Annotated in this window: 14 protein-coding genes and 2 pseudogenes; 4 read left to right on the top strand and 12 right to left on the bottom strand. The window is 71.2% G+C overall.

Features of this window, described 5'->3' with window-relative positions; genetic code table 11:
* Window positions 1–118 precede the first annotated feature (118 nt).
* Window positions 119–1,420, top strand: coding sequence for a hypothetical protein (locus ACN261_RS29080; protein ID WP_421482885.1), 1,302 nt, complete (start codon window positions 119–121; stop codon window positions 1,418–1,420).
* Window positions 1,421–1,559: 139 nt separating this feature from the next.
* Here the strand turns inward: ACN261_RS29080 and ACN261_RS29075 are convergent.
* Both ACN261_RS29075 and ACN261_RS29070 read right to left on the bottom strand, forming a co-directional pair.
* Window positions 1,560–1,891, bottom strand: a pseudogene (locus ACN261_RS29075) (hypothetical protein); the annotation flags it as partial.
* Between the two features lie 266 nt (window positions 1,892–2,157).
* Window positions 2,158–2,841 carry a trypsin-like serine protease gene (locus ACN261_RS29070; protein ID WP_363795222.1) on the bottom strand — a complete coding sequence of 228 codons (684 nt, stop codon included), beginning with the start codon at window positions 2,839–2,841 and terminating at the stop codon, window positions 2,158–2,160.
* Window positions 2,842–3,171: 330 nt separating this feature from the next.
* On the opposite strand from ACN261_RS29070, the gene ACN261_RS29065 reads away from it, so the two are divergent.
* Complete coding sequence (locus ACN261_RS29065; RefSeq protein ID WP_421482883.1) at window positions 3,172–4,128, top strand: aminoglycoside phosphotransferase family protein; 957 nt, start codon at window positions 3,172–3,174, stop codon at window positions 4,126–4,128.
* On the opposite strand, the gene ACN261_RS29060 is transcribed toward ACN261_RS29065, so the two are convergent.
* The 3 genes and pseudogenes from ACN261_RS29060 to ACN261_RS29050 all read right to left on the bottom strand — a co-directional run bounded on the left by ACN261_RS29060 (window position 4,104) and on the right by ACN261_RS29050 (window position 6,246).
* Window positions 4,104–4,433: an NAD-binding protein gene (locus ACN261_RS29060; RefSeq protein ID WP_363657950.1), complete on the bottom strand. Its 330-nt coding sequence runs from the start codon at window positions 4,431–4,433 to the stop codon at window positions 4,104–4,106. The two genes, ACN261_RS29065 and ACN261_RS29060, sit on opposite strands and share 25 nt — an antisense overlap.
* A gap of 81 nt (window positions 4,434–4,514) precedes the next feature.
* Window positions 4,515–4,976 (bottom strand): annotated as a pseudogene (locus tag ACN261_RS29055) (NAD(P)-dependent oxidoreductase); the annotation flags it as partial.
* 64 nt (window positions 4,977–5,040) lie between these two features.
* Complete coding sequence (locus ACN261_RS29050) at window positions 5,041–6,246, bottom strand: pyridoxal phosphate-dependent aminotransferase (RefSeq protein ID WP_088645935.1); 1,206 nt, start codon at window positions 6,244–6,246, stop codon at window positions 5,041–5,043.
* 376 nt (window positions 6,247–6,622) lie between these two features.
* Between ACN261_RS29050 and ACN261_RS29045 the strand changes: the two genes are divergently transcribed.
* Window positions 6,623–8,029 (top strand): NAD(P)/FAD-dependent oxidoreductase, encoded by a 1,407-nt coding sequence (locus ACN261_RS29045; RefSeq protein WP_425853239.1) that lies wholly within the window; start codon window positions 6,623–6,625, stop codon window positions 8,027–8,029.
* A gap of 104 nt (window positions 8,030–8,133) precedes the next feature.
* Here ACN261_RS29045 and ACN261_RS29040 read toward each other — a convergent pair whose 3' ends face one another.
* The 6 genes from ACN261_RS29040 to ACN261_RS29015 all read right to left on the bottom strand — a co-directional run bounded on the left by ACN261_RS29040 (window position 8,134) and on the right by ACN261_RS29015 (window position 16,121).
* The gene (locus tag ACN261_RS29040; protein ID WP_425853236.1) at window positions 8,134–9,534 is read right to left on the bottom strand and encodes a GH1 family beta-glucosidase; all 1,401 of its coding nucleotides are present in this window, start codon (window positions 9,532–9,534) and stop codon (window positions 8,134–8,136) included.
* The gene (gene yicI / locus ACN261_RS29035; RefSeq protein WP_425853234.1) at window positions 9,531–11,771 is read right to left on the bottom strand and encodes an alpha-xylosidase; all 2,241 of its coding nucleotides are present in this window, start codon (window positions 11,769–11,771) and stop codon (window positions 9,531–9,533) included. Before yicI ends, ACN261_RS29040 begins: the two co-directional genes overlap by 4 nt.
* Window positions 11,768–12,646, bottom strand: a complete 879-nt coding sequence (locus ACN261_RS29030) for a carbohydrate ABC transporter permease (RefSeq protein WP_421482878.1) — start codon at window positions 12,644–12,646, stop codon at window positions 11,768–11,770. The genes yicI and ACN261_RS29030 overlap by 4 nt, the downstream gene beginning before the upstream one ends.
* Window position 12,647: 1 nt before the next feature.
* Window positions 12,648–13,625, bottom strand: coding sequence for a carbohydrate ABC transporter permease (locus ACN261_RS29025; protein ID WP_425853232.1), 978 nt, complete (start codon window positions 13,623–13,625; stop codon window positions 12,648–12,650).
* A gap of 67 nt (window positions 13,626–13,692) precedes the next feature.
* A complete protein-coding gene (locus ACN261_RS29020; protein ID WP_425853229.1) occupies window positions 13,693–14,997 on the bottom strand; it encodes an ABC transporter substrate-binding protein in 1,305 nt (434 codons plus the stop codon).
* A gap of 86 nt (window positions 14,998–15,083) precedes the next feature.
* The gene (locus ACN261_RS29015) at window positions 15,084–16,121 is read right to left on the bottom strand and encodes a LacI family DNA-binding transcriptional regulator (protein WP_425853227.1); all 1,038 of its coding nucleotides are present in this window, start codon (window positions 16,119–16,121) and stop codon (window positions 15,084–15,086) included.
* Between the two features lie 282 nt (window positions 16,122–16,403).
* On the opposite strand from ACN261_RS29015, the gene ACN261_RS29010 reads away from it, so the two are divergent.
* Entirely contained in the window at window positions 16,404–16,862 is a 459-nt protein-coding gene (locus tag ACN261_RS29010; protein ID WP_421482874.1) for a VOC family protein, read from the top strand.
* 166 nt (window positions 16,863–17,028) lie between these two features.
* Here the strand turns inward: ACN261_RS29010 and ACN261_RS29005 are convergent, their stop codons facing one another.
* Window positions 17,029–18,051, bottom strand: a complete 1,023-nt coding sequence (locus ACN261_RS29005; protein ID WP_421482872.1) for a LacI family DNA-binding transcriptional regulator — start codon at window positions 18,049–18,051, stop codon at window positions 17,029–17,031.
* Window positions 18,052–18,182: the final 131 nt, after the last annotated feature.

Genomic DNA, 18,182 nt, shown 5'->3' with positions numbered 1-18,182 from the left:
CGTCAGAACATCGAAACAGGTGGAGAACGGGACCACTACCGGATCACCACAGGTTCCTGACAAGGGTTCGCCAGGATGTGGCACGTAACAGCCCCCGGTCCCCGTGAAGGAGAAAAGGTTGTCATTGCTGAAGGGCCTGGCCGCAGTGGCCCTGGTCGCCGCCGGCCTCGTGCCCACGTCACCCGCCCAGGCCAAGGACCGCACCTATCCGGTCAGGTCGCTCGACTACACCCTCGGCGACCGCGCGTTCACCGTCGCCGGTTTCCACACCGACGGCCCGGACTCGTCGACCCTGGCACCGATCGAGCTGACCGGCAACGTGCACTACCCGGCCGCCGGCAACGGGCCGTTCCCGCTGGTGGTGCTCTCGCACGGCTACTGGTCCACCTGCGCCGACCGGGCTGCCGACGCCGAGGCGGCCCGGATCGAGAAGGAGTCGCCGGCCGACTACTACGACGACCCGCGCTGGTTGGACGCCATCCACCGGCTCTGGCAGTGGCCCTGCGCGCCCGGTGTCGCCGCACTGCCCAGCTACCGGGGCTACGACTATCTCGCCCGACAGCTCGCCGCCCAGGGAATGGTCGTCGTCTCGATCAGCGCCAACGGGATCAACGCCGGCCAGATCGGCACCGAGGCCGACAACGCCCGCGCGAAGCTCATCAACAAGCATCTCGCGCTCTGGACCGAACTGGCCCGCACGGGCCGTGGTGCCCTGGCCGGCCACTTCAACGGCCCGACCCCGGACCTCAAAGGCAGGATCGACTTCTCCCGTACGGGGACACTCGGCCACTCACGCGGCGGCCGTGCGGTGGCCTGGCACGCCGCCGACGTCCACCGCGCCGACCTCCCGGCAGGCGTACGCGTGGCCGGCGTCCTCGCCCTCGCCGCCGCCGGCTCGGGCACCGCCACCAACCCCGGTTCCCCGGATGCCAAGCTCTACCGGGTGACCTCGGCACCGCTCGCGGTCTGGGTCGGCGGCTGCGACAGTGAGCAGGGTCTCGACTATGCGAAGCTGGCGATCGGCCACACGCGGAAGCCGGTCTACACCTGGCATGTCCGTGGCGCGAACCACAACTTCCTCAACACCCAGTGGTCTCCCGGGAGCGGGCAGGTCGGCGCCATCGACGACCAGGGCTTCGGTCCGGCACCGGGCTGGTGTGGCACCCCGACGTTCCCGGACTGGGACCCGGACAGCGGCACCCCCGAACCGCCGATCGAGTGGTCACACGTGACCCGCAAGCTGACCGAGACCGAACAGCGCCAGGTCAGCGCCGGATACGTCACCGCGTTCTTCCGTTCGGTGCTCCTGGGCGACCGGCAGGCCGAGGCGGTCGTCAGCGGCGGCGTCCACCCGTACGCCTCGTTCACCGTGGTCGACGCCGAGAAGATCGTCCCCCGACCCCGGCGGGGCCCGCGGTAGCGCCGCACGGCGGTGAAGCCCCCGTCGGTCACGACTGGTAGGTGGCGATGTCCAGGGCCGGGGCTTCCGTCGCCGACCGGGCGGGCTGCCGTATCGGCGGCCCGCCCTCGGCGAGGCCCTGCGCCGGATCACGTCGGCCTCACCCCCCGATCGGCGCGACGGTCCGCTCATCCACCGGGCACCACCACGGGGCCGGTCGGGTGGGGCGGTACGACTCGGGGAACACCGCTGGCGTGCCCGTCACCGGGTCGGGCACGATCGGCGGCGCAACCCGAACACGTCGGCGACGAGGTCCGGGGTGAGCACCGTCGACGGGTGACCGGTCGTGGCGACCCGGCCGTCGCGCAGCACCACCAGGTCGGTGGCGTAGCGGGCCGCCTGGTTGAGGTCGTGCAGGACGGCGACCACGGTCCGACCCCCGGCGAGCAGGTCGAGGACCTCGTACTGGTGGGCGATGTCGAGGTAGGTGGTGGTCACAACGTCCGGATGACCGACACCGAACTCGCCCAGTTCGCCACCCAGGTGTACAGCTCCATGCACCGGGCGATCCAGCCGTTCCACACCATCGCCGACGGCGACACGCTGTTTCGCCCTGACCACCGACGAGGTGGCGGTGCCCGCCCCGTCGCTGCGGCTGGGCACGGTCGCCGCCGAACTGGCCTGGGACGCCGTCCGCACCAGCGTCAACGCCGCCTGACGACGACCCCGCCCACGTCGCCCGGACGGTCAGACCGGGTTCAGTCGATTCCGTCGACCCCGCTGACGCTCTTGATCCAGCCGGCCAGGAAACCGGTGGGAACGGACAGTCCGCCCAGGGCGTCGTCGGAGTGGGTGAACACGGCCTGGACGCGGTTGTTCTGCCAGACCGCTGCCCCGGAGTCGCCGTCCAGGGGAACCCCGTCGAGTCCTTCCAACTCCAGTTCCGACCCGATGGATCGCTCGACCCGCAGGCTGCACACCCGCAGGGTCGATGCCGGTGGCCCGTTCGTCTCGGTCTGCCCCCAGCCGCGGATGGCTACGGTGACCCCGGTCTTGAGCAGAGCCGTGTCTCTGCTGTAAGGAACGACGAGATTGCTTTGGGTGACGTTCGACGCCAGATGCAGGACTGCCATGTCGTAGCCCTTCGGTGCCACCGCCGTGCCGTCCACGATGATGCGCTGACCGCTGCCGAGACGCTTGTCGCCCGCCTTGATCACGAGACGGCTGCTGTGGAGGCAGTGTGCCGCGGTGAGCACGTAGTGCACATGGATGAGCGAGCCGGTACAGCGGAAGTTGGCCCCTCCGTTGTTCCAGATCTGTACCTGCCCGTGCAGTGACGACGTGGTGGTGCCGCCGGTGATCGCCGATGCGGGGGTCTGCGGGCCGACCACCAGCACGGCTCCGCACAGCACGGCGAGAACAGCTCTCCGGAACGGCTTCACCGGCACTCCTCGGTGCATGTGGAAACAGCAGATTCGCGGCAGAAATCGGGAGACGCGGATGGTGTGACGTGCTGTTGTCCCACTACAGCAGGCACATCCCCGCCCGCCCGACGCGGTCCGGGCACTCTCTCTGCACCCCGATGAGCCGAACGGCCCGACCGGTGTCAGCATGCCCGATCCAGGCACTGTCCACAATCACCATCGCGACCCGACGCGCAACACGAGTGCTCCCGTCGCGGGAACCAGGCCGCGGGTTCCCGGCCGCCGTCGTCGCGGCCGGCCGGTGACGAAGGCCCGCGAGACGCGTCTGCGGGACTACCGTCGTTCCGTATGACCCGAAGGGGAGCGGAGATCACCGCGGAGCTGGTCCAGGAGTTGATTCGGGACCAACACCCCGACCTCGCCGGTCTTCCCGTTCGGCTGGCCGCACGCGGGTGGGACAACCAGATGTGGCGGCTCGGTGACGAGCTGGCCGTCCGGCTCCCTTGGGCGACCGACCGCGCGGACGCGCTGCTGCGCAAGGAATTCACCTGGCTGCCCACCCTGGCCCCGCACCTTCCGCTACCGGTCCCGGTGCCGCAGCGCATCGGCACACCGTCCGACCGCTTCCCCCGGTGCTGGCTCGTCACCACCTGGGTGCCGGGTGTCCCCGCCGACCGGCAACCCGTCACCCGGGCCACCGACGCGGCGCACTCCCTGGCCGCCTTCCTGACCGCACTGCACCAGCCTGCCCCCACCGGCGCTCCTAACGGCGGCAGTCGGGGCGGCCCGCTGACCGACCACACCGGGGGATTCACCGCAGCGCTCACCGACGCCACCGAACGGGGCCTGATCCCCGACCCGGACACCGTGCGCGCCGTCTGGCACGACGCCGTCACCGCCCCCGGCTGGACGGGCCCGTCGCTCTGGTTGCATGCCGACCTGCACCCGGCCAACGTCCTCACCACCGACGGCGCCCTCCGCGGCGTCATCGACTTCGGCGACCTCGGCACGGGCGACCCCGCCTACGACCTCGCCGCCGGGTGGCTCCTGTTACCCGACCACGGCATCGACCACTTCCTCGCCGCCTACCGGCCGACACCCGACCCCGCCACCATCCGCCGTGCCCGGGGATGGGCCCTGGCACGCGCCCTCGGCGGCATCCTGATCGGCGACGCCGGCGTCCACGGCCGCCCTGGCGGCAAACCGTCCTGGGGCCCTCCCGCTCAGGCCGCCGTGCGACGCCTCACCGCCACCACCGGTACTCCGCCGCCGGACCAGCGTCACGGGACGAAGCTGGCGTGGTAGGACGCCGCCATGTCCTCGCCGCCGTGCCCCTGCTCGGCCGCGCGCCGCAACCGTTGCGCACCGGCGGCCAGGACGTCGAGGCGTACCCCGTGGTCCTCGCCGGCCGCGACGATCAGCCGGGCGTCCTTCTCGGCGGTCTCCACCGCGAAGCTCGCCGGCGACAACCGGCCCTGCCGCACCAGGTCGGTCTTGGCGCGCAGGTAGCCCATGTCCAGCGGGCCGCCCTCGATCACCTCGAAGAAGCGGTCCGGGTCGACGCCGAGCGCCCCGGCCAACGCCAGCATCTCGACCGCGCCGTGGGTCACCGTCAGGACCCAACTGTTCGCCACCAGCTTCAACCGGGTGGCGTCGCCCCGCGCGCCGTCCTCAGCCAGCCACACCACCCGGGCCGCGATCGCGTCGAACACCGCGGTGAGCTTCTCCCGGCCGGTCTGCGGACCGGCGGCGAGCACGGTCAACCGGCCGGCCTCGGCGGGCTGCCGGGTGCCGAGCACGGGCGAGTCGTAGAACGCCACCCGGTGCTCGGCGGCGATCTCGGCGAGCCCGGCCGTGTCGGCCAGGCCCACGGTGGTGGTCTGCAGCCAGGCCGCGCCCGCCTTCAGCCCGGGTGCGGCCCGCCCGATCACCTCGCGGACGGTCGCCCCGTCGTACAGCATCGTGATGATCACGTCGGCGTCGCGTACGGCGTCGGCCGGGGTCTGCGCCACGGTCGCGCCGGTCCCCGCCGCCTTCTCCGGGGACCGGTTCCACACGCGGACGACGTGCCCGGCCCGGACGAGATTGCGGGCCATGGCGGCACCCATGATGCCCGCGCCCAGCACCCCCACGGTCAACTCATCGGTCATCGGTCCCTCCTCTCGCCCACGACCGACGGCCTGGGCCGGCTGGTGGTGAGCTGGTAGCGGGCCCCTCCTACTGCCGGTAGGTGGACAGGAAGGTGCGGATGCGCCCGATCGCGTCGTCGAGGACGTCGGTCGGGGCCAGGAACACCATGCGCAGGTGGTCCGGGGTGTCGATGTTGAAGCCGCTGCCGTGCGAGATCAGCAGATGCTGCTGCTCCAGCAGGTCGATCACGAGCTTCTCGTCGTCGTGGATCTTGTGGACGGCCGGGTCGAGGCGGGCGAAGAGGTAGAGCGCCCCCTCCGGCTTGACGCAGTCGACGCCGGGGATCGAGACGACCTCGCGCCAGGCGTGGTCGCGCTGTTCCAGCAGCCGCCCGCCGGGCCGGATCAGCTCGTCGATGCTCTGGTAGCCGCCGAGCGCGGTCTGGATGGCGTGCTGGGCCGGCACGTTCGGGCAGACCCGGAGGTTGGCCAGCAGTTGCAGCCCGTTCAGGTAGTCGGTGTCGGTGCCGGTGAACCCGCTGGTGGCGAGCCAGCCGGAGCGGAAGCCGGCGGCCCGGTAGACCTTCGACAGGCCGCCCATGCTGACCACCGGCACGTCCGGGGCGAGCGCCGCGAGGGTGTGGTGGGTGGCGCCGTCGTACACGATCCGGTCGTAGATCTCGTCGGCGAAGATCATCAGGCCGTGCCGGCGGGCCAGTTCGATCATGCCGAGCAGGGTCTGCTCCGAGTACACCGCGCCTGTCGGGTTGTTCGGGTTGATCACCACGAGGGCGCGGGTGCGTTCGGTGATCCGCGAGGCCAGGTGCTCCAGATCGGGCTGCCAGCCGGCGCTCTCGTCGCAGCGGTAGTGCACGGCCTGCCCGCCGCACAGGTTCACCGCGGCGGTCCAGAGCGGGTAGTCCGGGCTGGGCACCAGCACCTCGTCGCCGGAGTCGAGCAGCGCCTGCAACACCATCATGATCAGCTCGGAGACCCCGTTGCCGAGCAGCACGTCGTCCGGCTGGACGCCGGTCACGCCCAGGTTCTGGTACCGCTGGGCGACGGCGACCCGCGCCGAGTAGATGCCCCGGGCGTCGCTGTAGCCCTGCGCCTCGACGAGGTTCTGCACCACGTCGGCGACGATCGGGCCGGGAGTGGCCAGTCCCCAGGGCGCCGGGTTGCCCAGGTTCAGCTTGAGGATCCGGTGGCCGGCGGCCTCCATCTCCTGTGCCCGCCGCAGCACCGGCCCACGGATGTCGTACCGGACGCTCTTCAGCCGTTTGGCCTGCCGCATCGGACCTCCTTGCCCCACCCGGACACTTTGCCCCAGAAAGCACCCTAGTACGACCGCCGGAAGGGTGGCTGCTCCGGCCCACCACCGCAGCCCTCCGGGGTAACGGAGCGTAGCGGTGCCCGCACCGATATTCATGTACGATCGTCTATCTCATTCGTGCGAGGATGGGGATGCTTGTGCTGCTTTTTCGTCATCGGATTCGACCCGTACGGCGCACGACCGCCGGCATGGGACCCACGGCACCCGCCTGCCGGATCCGACCGTGACCGGCACCACCCCCTGATTCCGTCGGCGGCCCCGGTGGCCGCCGGGGAAACGCGCGTCGTCGTGCACCATTCCTGCGTGGCTACGGCCGGAACGGCAAGGTGGCAGAGACATGAAGGTCCTCGTGATCGGTGGTGGCCCGGCCGGGAGCACCGCGGCAACGGCGATGGCCCAGGCCGGCCTCGACGTGCGGCTCGTCGAGAGCGCGCACTTCCCGCGGTACCACGTGGGGGAGTCGCTCACCCCGTCGTGCCGGGTGGTGCTGGACGTCATCGGCATGTCGAAGACCCTCGACGACCACGGCTTCGTGAAGAAGAACGGCGGCGTCATCCACTGGGACGACGACCAGTGGACGTTCGACTGGCAGGCGCAGTCCGGGGTGCAGTCGTGGCAGGTCGACCGCAGCGAGTTCGACGCGCTGCTGCTGGAGCACGCCCGCCGCAACGGGGTCGCCGTCACCACCGGTGTCACCGGCCGGTCGGTGCGCTTCGCCGACGGCCGGCCGGTGGCCGTGGAGTGCTCCCCGGACGACGGCGAACCGTTCACCATCGACGACTTCGACTTCCTGGTCGACGCCACCGGACGCAACGGGCTGCTCAGCGCCCGGCACTTCGGCAACCGCGAGCCGCTGAACAACCTGCGCAACGTCGGCATCTGGGGCTACTGGACCGGGGCCACGCTGCTGCCCGACACGCCGTCCGGAGGGATCAACATCATCTCCTCGCCGGAGGGCTGGTACTGGGTGATCCCGATGGCCGGCGGGCGGATGAGCATCGGCTACGTCACCACCAAGGACGCCTTCGCGCGTGACCGTCACGAGCACCCGTCGTCGGACGACCTGTACCGGCACCTCATCGCGGCCTCGCCGACCATCACGAAGCTGACGGCAGAGGCCGAGTTCCTCGGCGTGACGAGGGTCGAGACCGACTACTCGTACATCGCCGACCAGTTCTGCGGGCCGGGTTACGCGATCGTCGGCGACGCGGCCTGCTTCCTGGACCCGCTGCTGTCCACCGGCGTGCACCTCGCGCTCTACAGCGCGTTGACCGCCGCCGCGTGCGTCGCCTCGGTGGACCGTGGCGAGGTCGACGAGACGGAGGCGCTGCGGTTCTTCGAGTTCGCCTACCGGCGCGCGTACATGCGGCTGTTCGCGCTGGTGACCATCATGTACGAGCGCTACCTGGGCAAGGACGGCTTCTTCCGCACCTCCGACCGGTTGATCGGCGACGAGCAGTCCGCGCAGCCGGACGCCGACGTCTCCTCCCGGTCCTTCGCCGAGATCATCGGTGGCCTGTCCGACCTGCGGGAGGCGGCCGACTCGTCCACCCGCGTCATCACCGACCGCCTGCGGGAGGAAGCGGTGCGGGCGCAACTGCAGGTGGTGCACGCACCCGGCTCCGACGGACCCGACTTCACCCCGGTCCGGGGCGACCCCCTGTCCGACGCGGAGTCAGCCGACTACCGCCTCGTCACCAGTCCGCGACTCGGCCTCGAACGGGTCCGTGCGACACACCCCTGAACCCGGTCCGCCGCGCACCCCGGCCGCACGGCACCGGCCGGGGTCGCGGCGACGGGGGCTGCCCTGGCCGTCCGACCAGGGCAACCCTGCGGGAACCCGCCGACCTATCCGTCGAGCTGGCCGGTGGCGACCAGCCGGCGGTACCAGTGGGCGCTGTCCTTCCAGCGGCGTTCCTGCGTGTCGTAGTCGACGTGGATGATGCCGAACCGACGGTCGTAGCCGTAACCCCACTCGAAGTTGTCCAGCAGCGACCAGACGAAGTAGCCCCGCACGTCCACGCCCTGCGCGCGGGCGTCGGCCACCGCACCGATGTGCCGACGCAGGTAGTCGATCCGCCGGTCGTCGCGGATCCGCCCGTCGGCCGACACCACGTCGTCGAACGCCGCGCCGTTCTCGGTGATCATCAACGGCTGGCCCGGGTGGTCGCGCCCCAGCCGCACCAGCAGCTCGGTGAAGGCCGGCGGGTCGATGTTCCAGCCCATCGCCGTGTACGGGCCGGGCTGCGGCAGGAAGTCGACGTCCTCGGCACCCACCCACGGCGAGTGCACCGACGCCCCGTGCCCGTCGGCGGCCGAGCGGGCCGAGTGCCCGTCCCAGGCGCGCACCAGGGTGCTGGAGTAGTAGTTGACCCCGAGCACGTCCAGCGGCACCGCGATCAGCTTCTCGTCACCGGGGCGCACGAACGACCAGTCGGTGACGGCGGCGGTGTCGGCCAGCAGGTCGGTCGGGTACGCCCCGTCCAGCATCGGGCCGAGGAACGCCCGGTTCGCCAGCGCGTCGATCCGCCGGACCGCGTCGGCGTCGGCGGCCGACCCGGACGCGCCCCGCACGACGTGCAGGTTCAACGTCACCGACAGCTCGGCGCTCGGCGTCAGCTCCCGCACCACCCGCCCGGCCAGGCCGTGCGCCAGGTTCAGGTGGTGCACCGCCGCCAGCGCCGCCGCCGGTTCGGTGCGGCCGGGCGCGTGCACGCCGGAGCCGTACCCCAGGTAGGCCGAGCACCACGGTTCGTTGAGCGTCGTCCAGGTGTGCACCCGGTCCCCGAGCGCGCCGACGATCCCTGCCGCGTACTCCTCGAAACGCCGCGCCGTGTCCCGCACCGGCCACCCGCCGGCGTCCTCCAGCTCCTGCGGCAGGTCCCAGTGGTACATGGTCGCCACCGGCCGGATGCCGCGCTCCAGCAGCCCGTCGACCAGCCGCGCGTAGAAGTCCAGGCCGGCGGGGTTGAACCGGCCGGAACCGCCCGGCTGCACCCGGGGCCAGGAGACCGAGAAACGGTACGCGCCCAGCCCCAGCTCGGCGAGGTGGTCCAGATCCTGCGGCCACCTGTGGTAGTGGTCGGCGGCCACGTCACCGGTGTCACCGTTCAACGTCCGCCCGGGGGTGTGGCTGTAGGTGTCCCAGATGGACGGACCCCGACCGTCCTCGGTGGCCGCACCCTCGATCTGGTACGCCGCCGTCGCCGACCCCCAGAGGAAACTCTCCGGGAAGTTGCGTGCCGTCATCGTCCCGCCCTCTCCGCGCCGACCACCACGCAGTGGTACGCCGACGACTCACCCGACACCAGCTCGGCGGTCGCCAGCCCGCCCCGGAACCCCACCTCGAACCGCGCACCCGGCCCCCCGTCGGGCGACGGGATGCGCACCTGCTGCCGTTGCCCCTCCGCCGGAGCGTAGAGCCGCAGCTCCACCCCGTCGGCCCAGGCGTAGTCGGGCCGGTCGCAGCGCGCCCCGAACCCGATGACCGCGCCGGGCCGGGCGAGCACCGGCAGGCTGTCGTACCCGTGCTTCTCGGTCACCCAGGTCGGGCCGGTGAGCTGCGCCCCGGTGACCAGGTGGGTCCAGGTGCCGGCGGGCACGTAGAAGGTGACCTGCCCGTCGGCGCTGAGCACCGGCGCGACCAGCACGTCCGGGCCGAGCATGTACTGCCGGTCGAGATGCGCCACGGCCGGATCGTCCGGGAACTCCACGATCATCGGTCGCATCATCGGTATCCCGTCGCGGTGCGCCTCCTCGGCGGTCGCCGCCAGGTACGGCATGAGACCGAGCTTGAGCCGGGTGAAGTGGCGCAGCACGTCCACGGCCTGCTCGTCGTACGCCCACGGCACCCGGTACGAGCCGGAACCGTGCAGCCGCGAGTGCGACGACAGCAGGCCGAACGCGATCCACCGCTTGAACACCGCCGGGTCGGGGGTGCCCTCGAAGCCGCCGATGTCGTGACTCCAGTAGCCGAAGCCGGACGACGCCAGGGACAGCCCGCCGCGCAGCGACTCGGCCATCGCGACGAACGTCGACTCGCAGTCGCCGCCCCAGTGCACCGGGAACTGCTGGCCGCCGGCGGTGGCCGAGCGGGCGAACAGCACCGCCTCGCCCTCGCCCCGCTCGGCCTCCAGCAGCTCGAAGACCGCCTTGTTGTAGAGGTAGGAGTAGTAGTTGTGCATCCGCTGCGGGTCCGACCCGTCGTGCCACACCACGTCGGTCGGGATGCGCTCCCCGAAGTCGGTCTTGAAACAGTCGACGCCCATGTCCAGCAGCGCGCGGAGCTTGTCGGTGAACCAGGCCACCGCGTCGGGGTTGGTGAAGTCGACCAGCGCCATGCCGGCCTGCCACTTGTCCCACTGCCACACCGACCCGTCCGGGTTGCGCACCAGGTAGCCGGCCTCGCGGCCCTCCTCGAACAGGTACGACCGCTGGGCGATGTACGGGTTGATCCACACGCACACCTTCAGGCCCCGCTCGTGCAGCCGGTGCAGCATGCCCTCCGGGTCGGGGAAGGTCGCCGGGTCCCAGACGAAATCCACCCAGTGGAACTGGCGCATCCAGAAGCAGTCGAAGTGGAACACCGACAGCGGCAGGTCCCGCTCGGCCATCCCGTCGACGAACTCGGTCACCGTCTTCTCGTCGTACGACGTGGTGAACGACGTGGACAGCCACAGCCCGTACGACCAGGCGGGCACCCGGGCCGGCCGGCCGGTCAGCGCGGTGTAGCGGCGCAGCACGTCCTTCGGGGTGGGCCCGTCGATGACGTGGTAGGTCAGCGACTGGCCCTCGACGCTGAACTGGGTCTGCGCGACGACCTCCGAGCCGACCTCGAACGACACGTGCTCCGGGTGGTCCACGAACACCCCGTAGCCGGCGCTGCTCAGATAGAACGGCACGTTCTTGTACGCCTGCTCGCTGGCGGTGCCGCCGTCGGCGTTCCAGATGTCGACCGTCTGCCCGTTCTTGACGAACGGGCCGAACCGCTCGCCCAGCCCGTACACCGTCTCGCCGACGCCGAGCGCGAGCCGTTCGTGCACGTACCGGCGTCCCTTGCCGTCGGTGACGATGCCGATGCTGCGGCCGGTGGACGCGGTGACCAGCCGGTCGCCGTGCTTGAACTCGACCCGCCAGCCGTCGACCAGCGCGACCCGCACGGTCAGCTCGCCGGTGGTCAACGACGCGCTGATCCCGGTGATGTCGACGGTGACCGGGTGCGTGCCGTCGGTGGCCAGCCCGAAGCGGGGTTCGCGGGGCAGCCCGCCGCTGTGGTGGCCGATGGTCACCCCGACCACGCCGGGGGCGGGGGAGAAGAACCGGACGGTGACGACCGGCCGGTTGAGCGTGTCGCCCCGGCCGTTGATCTGACCGGCCGGCGCGAAGACGGTGAAACCGCGGTCGTCCGGCTCGACCGATTCGACAGTGCCGGGGCGCAGCACGCTGACCCCGGGGCGCAGTTGCCAGTACCCGTCGGTGAACTTCACTTCTCGGCTCCTGCCGTGATGCCGCGCGCCAGGGTGCGCTGGAAGATGAGGAAGAACAGGATGGCCGGCACCAGGCTGATCAGGGCGCCGGCGTTGGTGGTGGGGGCGTCCATCAGCCGGTCACCCTGCAACGACGCGAGGGCGACCGGAATGGTCTGGGTCTGGTTGTCGATCAGCATGACCAGCGGGATGAGGAACTCGTTCCAGGTCCAGATGAAGAAGAAGATGAGCAGCACGGCGAGGGTGGGCCGCAGGTTGGGGAAGACCACCCGCCACAGCACCGTCCACTTCCCGGCGCCGTCGAGCGCGGCGGCCTCCAGCAGCGCCCGGGGGAACGTGCCCAGCACCGAGGCCAGCAGGTACGTGCCGAACGCGCTCTGGATGACGGTGAAGATGATGATCACCGACAGTCGGGTGTTGTAGAGACCGATCTCCTTGGCGACGTAGTACAGCGGATAGATCAACGCCTCCTGCGGCAGCATGTTGGCCAGCAGGAACACCCCGACGATCCACAGCCGCCCCCGGACCCGGCCGATGCCCAGCGCGTACGCGTTGAGCAGCGACACGACGACGCCGAGCACCGCCACCGACCCGGCGATGAGCGCCGAGTTCCACAGCTTGAGCGGGAAGTTCACCTCCGACCAGTACGTCCGCAGACCCGTGGTGTAGAACTCCGACGGCCAGCTCAGCGGGCCGCCCGACGAGTAGTCCCCGGGCGACTTGAACGCGTTGAGCAGCATGAACGCGAACGGCACCAGCATGACCAGCGCGCCCACGGTGACCAGTGCGAGCACCACCCAGCGGCTGACGCCCCGGTGGTGGCGGTCGCGCACCTTCGTCCGGTGGACCGGGACCTTGGCGATCGTCACGGTCATCTCAGATCCCCCGGTCCCGGCGTTCGCTGCGGGCCTGTACGGCGATGAAGACCACGGCCACCACCACGATTATCACGGTGAGCACGGTGGAGATCGCCGAGCCGTAGCCGACCTGGAGCTTCTTGAAGAACGTGTAGTACGCGAAGTACGACGGCACGTTGGTGGCGTTCTCCGGGCCGCCCCGGGTCAGCGCGAAGATCGGCCCGAACACCTTCAGAGCGGCGATCGTGCAGGTCAGCGCCACCACGAAGGTCTCCGGCCGGATCTGCGGCAGGGTGATCGCCCCGAACCGGCGCAGCCAGTTCGCCCCGTCGACCTCGGCGGCCTCGTACAGCTCCGGGTCGACCCGCTGCAACGCCGCCATGAACACGACCACCGGGTAGCCGATCTGCACCCAGATCATCACCGCCATCACCGCCGGCAGCGCGGTGTCCGGGTCGCCCAGCCAGTCGTGGCGCAGCGCGCCGAGACCGACCGCGTCGAGCACACTGTTGAACGCGCCGTCGGGGCGCAGGATCCAGCCCCACACGATGCCGGCCACCACCACGGGCAGCACCTGCGGCAGGTAGAACGCGGCCCGCAGGGCCGCCGCCGTCCGGGGCCGGAACCGCCGCCCGACGACGTCGAAGAGCACCGAGGCGAGCAGCAGCCCGAGCAGCGTCGGCACCACCACCATCGCGACGATCATCGCCACGGTGTTGCGGAACGACGCCCAGAACACCTCGTCGTCCAGCAGCCGCCGGTAGTTGTCCAACCCGACGAAGGTGGGGTCACCGACGCCCGACCAGCGGGTCAGCGACAGGTAGCCGGTGCCGACCAGCGGCACGCCGATGACCAGGACGAACAGCACCGCCCCGGGGAGCAGGTAGAGCCAGTACGCCGCGTCGCGGCCGTCGCGTCGGCGGCGGCGCGGGGACGCGGGGGAGGGGGTGGGGGTCGTCGCCTGCGGTGTGCCGGCGACGGTGTCGGGGACTGTCATCCAGGATCCTTCCCGGCGGGCTGGGCGGGCGCGCCGGTCGTGCCGGTCGCGCCCGCCGCTCGCCGTGTCACTTGCCGGTGATCTCCTTGACGCCGTCGGCGTACGGCTTGGCGATCGTGTCGAGCACCTGGTCGGGGGACTTGGATCCGTTGATCAGCGCCTGGAACCCGCCGACCAGCACGTCGTAGTAGCCGGGCACCGGCCAGTCCGGGTAGAAGGCCAGACCGTCCTGCTTGCTGACCGTGTTGAAGTCCTCGATGAGCTTGCGGTCCTTCGGGTCGGTGATCTTCGCAGGGTCACCGGCCACCGGGATGCCACCGTTGTTGCCGATCAGGTCCTGGATCTCCGGGCGCAGGGTGATGTCGATGAAGTCGTACGCCAGGTTCTTGGCCTTGCTGTTGGTCGGGACGACCCAGAGGTTGCCGGACGAGCCGGCGGTGAGGGTGTTGCCCGGGAACAGGAAGGTGTCCCAGTTGGCCTTCATCTCGGCCTTGAACCGGCCGTACCACCAGCTGCCCGAAACGATCATCGGGGTCTTGCCCGCGATGAACGCGGTGCCCATGTCCTCGGCCTTGAGGCTCGCCGAGTCCTTGGCGACGTAGCCCTTGCGGACCCAGTCGGCGAAGGTGTCCGCGCCGTACTTCAGCGGGTCGGCGCGGAAGTCGACCGGGTTCTTGTAGAGCTGGTAGTCGTCGACGAACTTCCGGTCGGCCTTCGACAGGGCCAACTGGTAGAACAGCTGCCCGGCCGGGTACTCGGCGCCGGCCATACCCAGCGGGGTGATGCCCTTGCCGACGAAGGTGTCCATCGCGGCGGTCAGCTCCGCCATGCTGGTGGGCACGGTGACGCCGTTGCGGTCGAACAGGTCCTTGTTGTAGTAGACCGTGACGTACTCGCCGTAGTTCGGCACCCCGAACCAGTTGCCCGACCCCATCACGCCCTTGTCGCTGTACCGGGCGGTGGTCTGCAGGCTGGGGCTGAGCTTGCCGGCCCAGCCGCGCTTGTCGGCCTCGCCGCTGAGGTCGGTGAGCAGGCCCTGGGACGACAGCAGGCCGGCCGTCGCGTTGCCCTTGTTGTACTCCATGATGTCCGGGCCCTCGGACGAGTTGATGATCATGCCGGCGTTCTGTTGGATCTGCTCGAACGCCTTGCGCTCGAAGCGCACCTCGACGCCCGGGTGTTCGGTCTTGAAGATCTCGATGGCCTTTGCCCAGCCGACCCCCATCGCGCTGTTCTCGCCCTCGTAGTGCCAGAGCTTGAGGGTCGTGGCCCCGCTGTCGTCACCGCTGTCGTCGCCGCCGCACGCGGCCACGGTGGTCGTCGCGGTGGCCGCCAGGGCGATCGCGGCGACGATCCGGCGGAATCGCTGCATTGCTATCCTCCTCGTTGAGTATCGAGCCCGGTACTTCACTGGGTCCGTCGTCGCGTTGCCGCGCGGCGACGGGCCGTTTTACCTGGTCAACCCCCATCGGGGTGACGGCTTCGGGGTGCTGCGGTCGATCCCCGGATCTCCAGCGCGCACGGCAGCAACTGCTGGTGGCGCTCGTCGCCGGCTCCGTCCAGGTGGCGCACCAGCGCCTCGATCGCGATCCGGCCCATCGCCGAGCCGGGTGACGTCATCGCGGTCAGCGCCGGGGTGGCCAGCTCGGCGACCTGCGGCGAGGTGACCATCGAGACCACCGACACGTCGTCGGGCACGCTCAGCCCCCGAGCGGTCAACTCGCCGAGGATGCCGAAGATCGCCGTCTCGTTCATGGCCAGCACGGCCGTCAGGCCCGGCGCCCGTGCGACGGCGGCGGCCAGCGCGGCCCGCCCACCGGCGGCGCTGTCCTGCGCCGGGATCATGACCGGCTCCAGGCCGTGGCCGGTCATCGCCGTGACGAACGCGTCCCGGGTCCGCAGCGCCGGCCCGTAACCACTGGCCAGGGTCTCGGCCGAGTGGTTGACGTAGACGATCTGCCGGTGCCCCAGGCCGACCAGGTGCGCCACCGCCTCCCGCACCGTCTGCTCGAAGTCGATGTCGACGTAGGACAGGCCGTCGGTGTCCCCGGTCCGCCCGATCAGCACCAGCGGCACCCCGGCCTGCGCAAGGGCGTCGACCCGCTCGTCGACGAGCTGCACCTCCATCAGCACCACACCGTCGAACATCCGCTGGCTGGCCAGCCGGCGCAGCTCGTCGAGGTCGCCGCCCCCACCGACGGGCGACAGCACCAGGTGGTAGCCGACGGCGCTGGCCGCCGCGGCGGCCCCGGTGACGAACGCCGCCTCGGTCGCGCCGAGCCCGCGCTCGTCCATCGGCAGCAGCAGGCCCAGGATCCGGCTGCGCCGGCTGGCCAGGCCCCGGGCCATCGCGTTGGGCTGGTAGTCGAGTTGCGTCATCGCGGCGAGCACCTTGGCCCGGGTCGCCTGGGAGATCGGCCGGGCCCCGGTGAGGACGTAGGACACGGTGCTGACCGAGACCTGCGCCAGGCGGGCGACGTCGTGCATGGTGGCCATCGCGCACCTCCTGCGGCCAGGCGGGGGAACCGCACGTGAGTGATCGTCGAAGCGGTTCGACGAAGCGGTTCGACAGACGCTAAGCCCCCTGTTACGGCGACGTCAATAGCCGATGTCGAACGGGGGTCACCGCCCGGGCGGGGTGGACCGGCGCCGGGGCCGGCGGGCGCGCGGGGATATCCGGCATGATCCTGGTCCGCAGTAGGTGCCACACCCTGTCACCTACCGCTGCGACTCTTGTGCTCGAGCCAACCCCATCGGGAACAACCCCAAGGAGCCCTCATGGCCATCACCACGACCACGCACCTGAACTTCCGCGGCGACGCCCGCGCGGCGCTGGAGTTCTACCGGTCCGTCTTCGGCGGTCACCTCACCGTCGTCGCCTACCGCGACTTCGGCATGCCCGGCGACCTGCCCGACGCCGACCGGGTCGTCTTCGGCCAGGTCGCCGCCGACAACGGCTTCACGATCATGGCCTACGACGTCCCCGGCCCAGGGCCCGCCGTGGTACCGGCCACCACCACCCGCGAGCACGGCATGACCCTGACCGGTGAGCGGTTCTTCGTTTCCGTCCGCGGCGAAACCGCCGACGAGGTCGGCGCACTGTGGGACGGGCTCGCCGACGGCGCCGCCATCATCGAGCGGTTCGGCCCCTCCCCGTGGTCCCCGGGCTTCGGGATGCTGACCGACCGGTTCGGCGTCACCTGGATCCTCGACGTCGCCGTGGCCCACTCCCGTTGACCCCGCCCGTGGTCCGGGGCCGCCGAAGCAGGCAGCGTTCGACCTGGTAGCTGCCGTCACCGCGGGGCACGACCGGGGCGTACCACCGCGACCTGCCCTGCCACCTCGAACCGGACGGCGAGGGTGTGACGGTCGTGACCGCCCGCGGGTCGGTCGGGGTGTGCCGTCAGGCGGTGGGCGGAGCGGTGCTGTGCCGTACCGCGAGCGTCGTGGCCAGCTCGATCCCGGTCTGCGCGGGCCGCTCGCCCCGGCCCAGCGCCAGCACCATCTCGGTGGCGGTGACCGCCATCTGGCCCAGCGGCCGGTGGACCGTGGTCAGCGGCGGGTCCAACTGGGCGGCGACGGGCAGGTCGTCGAAGCCGATGACGCTGAGATCCTCCGGGATGCGCAGGCCGGCGGCCCGCGCAGCCTGGTAGACCCCCACCGCCTGCAGGTCGTTGCCGGTCACGACTGCGGTCGGCCGGTCCGGACGGGCCAGCAGGTCGCGGGCGGCCGACCGGCCGCCCTCCCGGGTCAGGTCCCCCCGGATCACGGGCGCCGGCTCCCCGGTGAGACCGGCCTCCTCCAGCGCGGACCGGTGGCCGTCGAAGCGCGCCCGGTAGGACAGCACGTGGTCGGGCCCGGTGACCGCCGCGATGCGGCGGTGCCCCAGGCCGAGCAGGTGCCGGGTGGCCGCCCGGCCGGCCGACCAGTTCGTCGCCCCGACGAACGGCACGTCCTCGGGCAGCTCGTGGGTGGGGTCGACGACCACGAAGGGGATCGCGTGCCGACGGAGCTGGTCCTGCGCGTCGGCGTCGAGCTGCGCGACGGCCACCACGCCGAGGGAACGTCGCGACACCGCGTGGTCGAGCCAGTACCGTCCCGGGTCGCCGCCGGGACCCGACCCGGACAGCACCACACCGAGCTGGTGCCGGCGGGCTACCTGCTGGACGCCCTGGATGATCTCGATGCCCGGCAGCTCCCCGCCCTGCCCGAGGACCAGCTCGATGGTGGTGCCGCCGGCCGGCGGAGCGGACTTGCGGTAGCCGTACTCGCTGATCAGCGACTCGACCCGGGCCCGGGTCCCGGGTGCCACCCCGGCCCGGCCGTTGATCACCTTCGACACGGTCGGCACGGACACGCCGGCCGTCCTGGCGATGTGCGAGATGGTCACCGGTCGCGGTGGGTCGGCTGCCGACCGCCTCGACATGCCCGGTCCCCTTCCTGCCGGCGCGCGGGTCCGACCGGCGCAAGCCGCCCCGGGCGGACGCCGGCCGTCGGGGCGAGCGTATCGGGTCCGACGCCCGGACCGCCGGTCGGCGCGAGAGGGGCAGGTGGGTG

The organism is Micromonospora sp. WMMD723 (genome assembly GCF_049863385.1).
Taxonomy (GTDB): Bacteria; Actinomycetota; Actinomycetes; order Mycobacteriales; family Micromonosporaceae; genus Micromonospora; species Micromonospora wenchangensis.
This window is presented reverse-complemented; position numbering and strand designations above follow the sequence as displayed.

Bases quoted from the DNA above. Each gene is read 5' to 3' on its own strand.
- ACN261_RS29065 (WP_421482883.1), top strand. From the start codon at position 3,172: ATGACCCGAAGGGGAGCGGAGATCACCGCGGAGCTGGTCCAGGAGTTG.
- ACN261_RS29050 (WP_088645935.1), bottom strand. From the start codon at position 6,246: ATGCGGCAGGCCAAACGGCTGAAGAGCGTCCGGTACGACATCCGTGGG.
- ACN261_RS29045 (WP_425853239.1), top strand. From the start codon at position 6,623: ATGAAGGTCCTCGTGATCGGTGGTGGCCCGGCCGGGAGCACCGCGGCA.
- ACN261_RS29040 (WP_425853236.1), bottom strand. From the start codon at position 9,534: ATGACGGCACGCAACTTCCCGGAGAGTTTCCTCTGGGGGTCGGCGACG.
- ACN261_RS29030 (WP_421482878.1), bottom strand. From the start codon at position 12,646: ATGACCGTGACGATCGCCAAGGTCCCGGTCCACCGGACGAAGGTGCGC.
- ACN261_RS29025 (WP_425853232.1), bottom strand. From the start codon at position 13,625: ATGACAGTCCCCGACACCGTCGCCGGCACACCGCAGGCGACGACCCCC.
- ACN261_RS29020 (WP_425853229.1), bottom strand. From the start codon at position 14,997: ATGCAGCGATTCCGCCGGATCGTCGCCGCGATCGCCCTGGCGGCCACC.
- ACN261_RS29015 (WP_425853227.1), bottom strand. From the start codon at position 16,121: ATGGCCACCATGCACGACGTCGCCCGCCTGGCGCAGGTCTCGGTCAGC.
- ACN261_RS29010 (WP_421482874.1), top strand. From the start codon at position 16,404: ATGGCCATCACCACGACCACGCACCTGAACTTCCGCGGCGACGCCCGC.
- ACN261_RS29005 (WP_421482872.1), bottom strand. From the start codon at position 18,051: ATGTCGAGGCGGTCGGCAGCCGACCCACCGCGACCGGTGACCATCTCG.